The following is a 5,835-nucleotide window of genomic DNA, read 5'->3' as shown; positions in this document are numbered from 1 at the left end:
GGGGCCACCGGCTGATCGGCGGCACGGCCCGGCACGCCGCCCGGTTTCACCGGCTCTGCCTGTGGGGACCTGACGCGGGGTGCCCCGTGGGCGGGATTCCTGTCATGAAGACCGACGCCGTGGGCGTGCTCAAGCACGGGGTCGCCCTGGGCATCGAAACCTACGGGGCATTCATCCGGGAGATGGGATGGCGGGATGCGCCGCCCGACAGGGTCATCTGCCACCAGGTGGGCGCCTCCCACCAGAAGACCATTCTGGAGTCCCTGGGTATCCCTCCGGAAAAGGATTTCGTGACCTTCCCCTTTCTGGGCAACATCGGAACGGTCTCCCTGCCGGTCACCGCGGCCCTCGCCGCCGAAAGGGGCATCCTCCGGAAGGGGGACCGGGTCGGGTTCTTCGGCATCGGCAGCGGACTCAACTGCATGATGATCGGTATCGAGTGGTAACCCGGCCCTGAAAGGAGACCCGCATGCCCGAAAAGAAGATCGACCTCGCGCCCTTCCGGCACCTCTATCCGTTTCCGTCCCGCTTCATAGATATCGGCGGCCTCAGGTACCATTACCTGGATGAAGGCCGGGGAAAGCCGGTGGTGATGCTCCACGGCAACCCCACCTGGTCCTTCTATTTCCGAAGGATGGTTCAGGCCTTGTCGCCTGAGTATCGGGTCATCGTGCCGGATCACATGGGCTGCGGCCTGTCGGATGCGCCCTCCCCCCGCCGCTACGGCTACCGTCTCGCAAACCGGGTCGACGACCTCGAACGGCTCCTGGACCACCTGGCGGTGGACGCCCCCTTGACCCTCATGGTGCACGACTGGGGGGGCATGATCGGCCTATGCTACGCCCTCCGGCACCCGGAGCGGATCGGAAGGCTCGTCATCACCAATACCGCCGGATTTTTTCCGCCCGGCGAAAAGGGCCTGCCCGTCAGGCTCCGGCTGATTCGAAATCTTGCGCCCTTCGCCGTCCCCGCGGTCCTGGGGCTCAACCTCTTCTCCCGAGCGGCCCTCTTCATGGCGCCCCGCAAACGCCTTGCCCGGGCTGTGCGCCTGGGTCTTGCGGCCCCCTACAGCACCCCCGCCCGACGCATGGCCACCCTCAAGTTCGTTCAGGACATCCCCCTCACCCCCCGGGACCCCAGCTACCCCCTGGTCCGCCATGTGGACGACCATCTAGCCCTGCTCTCCCATCTTCCGATGCTGATTCTCTGGGGGCTCCGGGATTTCGTCTTTGACGAGGATTATCTGTCGGAGTGGCGCCGCCGCTTCCCCGACGCAGCCGTCCACACCTTTCCGGAAGGCGGCCATTACCTGCTGGAGGACGAATCCGACGCGATCCTCCCCATCGTCAAAGAATTCTTGAAAAACCATTGAAACTGAGGTATTGGATACATTTATTTCAATCTCAACCCCCTACCATAACGAAAAACAGCAAGAAAGCGTGGACCGAAAAGGTAAATAATGGACACAAGTGATCGGGTAGACGGCCTTTCGACAGAAACGGAAACCGGAAAAGAAGGATTTGCGGCTCCCGACGCCCCCGTTCAGTCGGATCGTCGCGCCCTCAACATCGCCTATCGTCTGAAGGAATCGGCGGCCAGGTACCCGAACAAGCGCGCCGTGGTCTATCCCGCGGGATGGGACGAAGGCAACCGCGTCGCCTACACCCAGCTGACGTTTTCCCAGCTCGACAAGGAATCGGACTGCCTGGCCCACGGCCTCGAACGCGTCGGCGTCAAGCGCGGCACCCGGGCCATCCTCATGGTCCCGCCCAGCCTCGATTTTTTCGCCCTCACCTACGCCCTGTTCAAGATCGGCGCCGTCCCCGTCGTCGTGGACCCCGGTATGGGGATCAAGCGGATGATTCAGTGCCTCAAGGAGAGCAAGCCAGAAGCCTTTATCGGCATCGCCAAGGCCCACCTCCTGAGATGGCGCTACCCCGCTTTCTTTGCCACCGTCACCACATGGGTGAGTGTCGGGCGAAGATGGTTTCCGGGGGCCTTCACCCTCAAGCAGGTCCATCAGCGGCCCTGGGTCCCATACCCACCCGCCTTGACCTTCGCCGAGGAAACCGCGGCGATCCTCTTCACCACCGGATCCACCGGCCCCGCCAAGGGCGTGGTCTACACCCACGGGAATTTCGACGCCCAGGTCCGGCAGATCCAGAACCACTTCAGCATCGGCCCCGAGGAGATCGACCTGCCCACCTTTCCGCTCTTCTCCCTCTTCGATCCGGCCCTGGGAATGACCGCCATCATCCCCGATATGGACCCTACGCGGCCGGCCGATGCCGACCCTGAAAAGCTCATCGACATCATCGAGGACCACGGGGTCACCACCATGTTCGGCTCCCCGGCGCTCCTGAACCGCCTGGGCGATCACGGCCGCACCACCGGCGCCACACTGCCCTCCCTGAAGCGCGTCATCTCCGCCGGGGCCCCCGTTTCACCCGACATCATCGAAAAATTCTCGGGCATGCTGGCCGAAAATGCGGAGATCCACACCCCGTACGGCGCCACGGAGGCCATGCCGGTCTTAAGCATCGACTCCGGCGAAATCCTGGGCACCACCCGAAAATTCAGTGAGCAGGGATACGGCATCTGCATCGGACGCCCTTTGGGCGACATCGAGGTCGGCATCATCCGCATCACCGACAACCCCATCGAGCACTGGACCGACGAGCTTCTCGTGGGAAAGGGCGAGATCGGCGAAATCGTCGTCAAGGGGGATGTGGTGACACGCCGCTATTTTGACCGCCCCCAGGCCGAGATGGCGGCGAAGATCCAGGACGGCGACGAGTTCTGGCACCGCATGGGGGACGTCGGCTGGCAGGACAACAAGGACCGGGTCTGGTTCTGCGGCCGCAAGAGCCACCGGGTGATCACGGACAACGGCCCGCTCTTCACCATCCCCTGCGAGGCCATCTTCAACCAGCACCCGGCTGTCTTTCGGAGCGCCCTGGTGGGCGTCGGCAGGCCGCCCCACCAGAAGCCCGTCATCTGCATCGAACTCAACAAGGGAGACAAGGGCGTCAACAAGGACATCCTGAAGCACGAACTTCTCAACCTGGCGGCCAAGCATCCCATGACCCACGAGATCAAGACCGTCCTCTTCCATGAAGGCTTCCCCGTCGACATCCGCCACAACGCGAAAATCTTCAGAGAGCAGCTGGCCGAGTGGGCGGCGATCTAGCCGCCGGGAAAATCCTCGTCACCGGCGGCGGCGGGTTTCTGGGCGGCGCCGTCGTGCGGGCCCTGGTCATCCGGGGCGAGTCGGTTCGCACCTTTTCCCGGGGATACTATCCCCACCTGGACGCCCTCGGGGTGGAGCAGGTCCGGGGGGACCTGACCGATCCGGCGGCGGTGGAGCGCGCCTGCACGGGGGTCGAGCTCGTCTTCCACACGGCCGCGAAACCCGGCGTCTGGGGCGACTGGGAAATCTACTTCGCCCCAAATGTGATCGGCACGCGGAATGTGCTCAAGGCCTGCCGGCAGTGCGGGGTCGCCCGCCTCATCCACACCAGCTCCCCCAGCGTGATCTTCGACGGCGCAGACATGGAGGGGGTGGATGAAAGCGCCCCCTGCCCGGAAGCCTACCACACCCACTACCCCCACACCAAGGCTTTGGCCGAGCGGGCCGTCCTGGGCGCCGTCAGGGAGGGCCTTCAGGCCGTCATTCTCCGCCCCCACCTGATCTGGGGCCCGGGCGATCCCCACCTTACGCCCCGCATCCTGGCACGGGCAAACCGCCTCCGGATCGTCGGGACCGGCCGCAACCGGGTCGACACCATCTACATCGACAACGCGGCCCGGGCCCATCTCCTGGCGGCCAAGGCCCTCCGGGACCGCCCCGAGCTATCGGGCCGGGTCTATTTCATCAGCCAGGACGACCCCATCCCTTTGTGGGAGATGGTCAACGCTATCCTCGCCGTCGGCGGAAAACCGCCCGTCCGCCGAAAGATCTCCCTGCGTCGGGCCGCCTGGATCGGCTTTGCCCTCGAGTGGCTCTACCGCGCCTTCCCCATCCCGGGAGAGCCGCCCATGACGCGCTTCGTAGCCGCGGAGCTGGCCTGCGCGCACTGGTTCGACATCAGCGCGGCCAAACGGGACCTGGGCTATCGGCCCGAAGTCTCCACCGAAGAGGGCCTGAAACGCCTCGCGTCGGCCCTATCCTCCGCCCGCTGAGCGTCAGTGGTGCATGTCAGGCTCCGGAACAGGCTCAGAAAACCCCAATACATGCGCGCCCGGTTTCGCCATGCGCTGTCGCCGCAAGGGTATCAGGGCCGCCGATCCCCCAATATCCGCTTTTTCAAGACACGGGTGATGCCCCGCCCGACGGGGCCGGAGGCGGCGTATCCGATGGCGGCGATCATGACGAACAGGACCGCCCCGCCGGCCCGCCCCATATCCTCCGGCCTCACGGCGGAGGTCAGAAGAGATGCGGCGGCGGCGCCGATGAGGATCTGCCACGTGTCGGGCAGAAAGAGAATGTAAAAGAAGATATAGCCGGGGGTCAGTTGTCGTTTTCGCAAGGTGTCACCTCTTTCGGTCACGGGGTAAATGTATGCACCCCGGCCTTATACCAGCTCCCCGGAATTGAGGCAAATGCAGGATGGGGGATGCCACGGATGCCGGCGCCCCGGTCCCGGGACGGACGCTGCCCCGGGAGAGAATACTTGCGGACTCCCGGCAAAATGCGCTATAGGTTTCCGGCCGGCGAGGACCCGGGCGGCCCTGAGCGATACCGCCGGGGATCATCCGGCAAAGATTATCCGGCAAAGATTATCCAGGAGACAGGGTCATGATCAAGGCAAACAGCATTAAAAAAGGAAATATCGTCGACATCGGCGGTCAGCCCCATCAGGTCAAGGATATCGACGTCCAGACCCCCTCCGCCCGGGGGAGCAACACCCTCTACAAGGTGCGCTTCATCAACGTCGTCACCGGGCAGAAGCTGGACCAGACTTACAAAGGCAACGACACCCTGGAGGAACTGGAGATGGAGCGGCGGCCCGTCAGCTTCATCTACCGGAACCAGAATCTCTTCACCTTCATGGACAGCGAGAATTTTGAGCAGTACACCCTGGGGGCGGCGAGCCTGGAAGGCAGGATGGAATGGCTCGTTGAAGGCATGGAAGAGATCACGGCCCTTCTGCTGGACGGCCGGATCATGGCCATCGATCTGCCCGCGGCCGTCGACCTCGAAATCGTCGAGACGGCTCCGGCCCTGAAGGGCGCTTCCGCCACCAACCGCAACAAGCCCGCGACCCTCGCAAACGGCATCACGGTCCTGGTCCCCGAATACCTCACCCCCGGCGAAACCATCCGGGTCAACACCGAAACCGGAAAATTCATGTCCCGGGTCAAGTCGTGAATCGGACCGACGGCGACGCGACAGGCGGCCGGATCGAAAGGAACCGAAATGAAAGTGCTCATCGCCAACCAGGATGAAACCACCCGGCTCCTGCCGATGGGGGAGTGCATCGAGACCATGGAGAACGCCCTCAAGCTTCTCGATGCAGGGGATGCCGTCCTGCCCCTGCGCCAGATGATGGCCCTGCCCGGCTCCGGGAACATCATGGGGCTCATGCCCTCTTATCTGGGCGGCATCGGATCCCTCGGGGTGAAGGTCATCACCATCTTCCCCGGCAACCACGGCACCGAATACGACAGCCATCAGGGGGTGGTGCTGCTCTTTGACGCCGAGCACGGCCTGCTCCGGGCCATCGTGGACGGAACGGCCGTAACGGCCATCCGGACCGCCGCCGTGAGCGCGGTGGCCACCCGGCACCTCGCCCGACCGGATGCCCGGGACCTGGCCATCATCGGCTCGGGCAC

6 protein-coding genes and 1 pseudogene are annotated in these 5,835 nt (G+C 64.2%); 6 read left to right on the top strand and 1 reads right to left on the bottom strand.

Annotation, left to right across the window (positions count from 1 at the left end):
• The 4 genes from ACEW8N_RS06715 to ACEW8N_RS06700 form a co-directional block, all read left to right on the top strand.
• The coding region (locus ACEW8N_RS06715) for a 3-oxoacyl-[acyl-carrier-protein] synthase III C-terminal domain-containing protein (RefSeq protein ID WP_373499032.1) at positions 1-446 on the top strand (446 nt) is incomplete at its 5' end.
• Positions 447-469: 23 nt separating this feature from the next.
• Entirely contained in the window at positions 470-1,372 is a 903-nt protein-coding gene (locus ACEW8N_RS06710) for an alpha/beta fold hydrolase (RefSeq protein ID WP_373499031.1), read from the top strand.
• Between the two features lie 87 nt (positions 1,373-1,459).
• On the top strand, positions 1,460-3,190 hold the full coding sequence (locus ACEW8N_RS06705) for a fatty acid CoA ligase family protein (RefSeq protein ID WP_373499030.1): 1,731 nt from the start codon (positions 1,460-1,462) through the stop codon (positions 3,188-3,190).
• Positions 3,175-4,182, top strand: coding sequence for an NAD-dependent epimerase/dehydratase family protein (locus ACEW8N_RS06700; protein ID WP_373499029.1), 1,008 nt, complete (start codon positions 3,175-3,177; stop codon positions 4,180-4,182). The genes ACEW8N_RS06705 and ACEW8N_RS06700 overlap by 16 nt, the downstream gene beginning before the upstream one ends.
• Before the next feature lie 92 nt (positions 4,183-4,274).
• On the opposite strand, the gene ACEW8N_RS06695 is transcribed toward ACEW8N_RS06700, so the two are convergent.
• On the bottom strand, positions 4,275-4,529 hold the full coding sequence (locus tag ACEW8N_RS06695) for a hypothetical protein (protein ID WP_373499028.1): 255 nt from the start codon (positions 4,527-4,529) through the stop codon (positions 4,275-4,277).
• A 269-nt stretch (positions 4,530-4,798) separates the two neighbouring features.
• On the opposite strand from ACEW8N_RS06695, the gene yeiP reads away from it, so the two are divergent.
• Together yeiP and ACEW8N_RS06685 are read left to right on the top strand one after the other, a co-directional pair.
• Complete coding sequence (gene yeiP / locus ACEW8N_RS06690; protein ID WP_373499027.1) at positions 4,799-5,371, top strand: elongation factor P-like protein YeiP; 573 nt, start codon at positions 4,799-4,801, stop codon at positions 5,369-5,371.
• 48 nt (positions 5,372-5,419) lie between these two features.
• Positions 5,420-5,835, top strand: a pseudogene (locus ACEW8N_RS06685) (hypothetical protein); the annotation flags it as partial.

The organism is Desulfococcus sp., assembly GCF_041737845.1.
Taxonomy (GTDB): Bacteria; Desulfobacterota; Desulfobacteria; order Desulfobacterales; family Desulfococcaceae; genus Desulfococcus.
The sequence above is the reverse complement of the archived record's forward strand: the minus strand, read 5'-3'. Positions and strand labels throughout refer to the sequence as shown.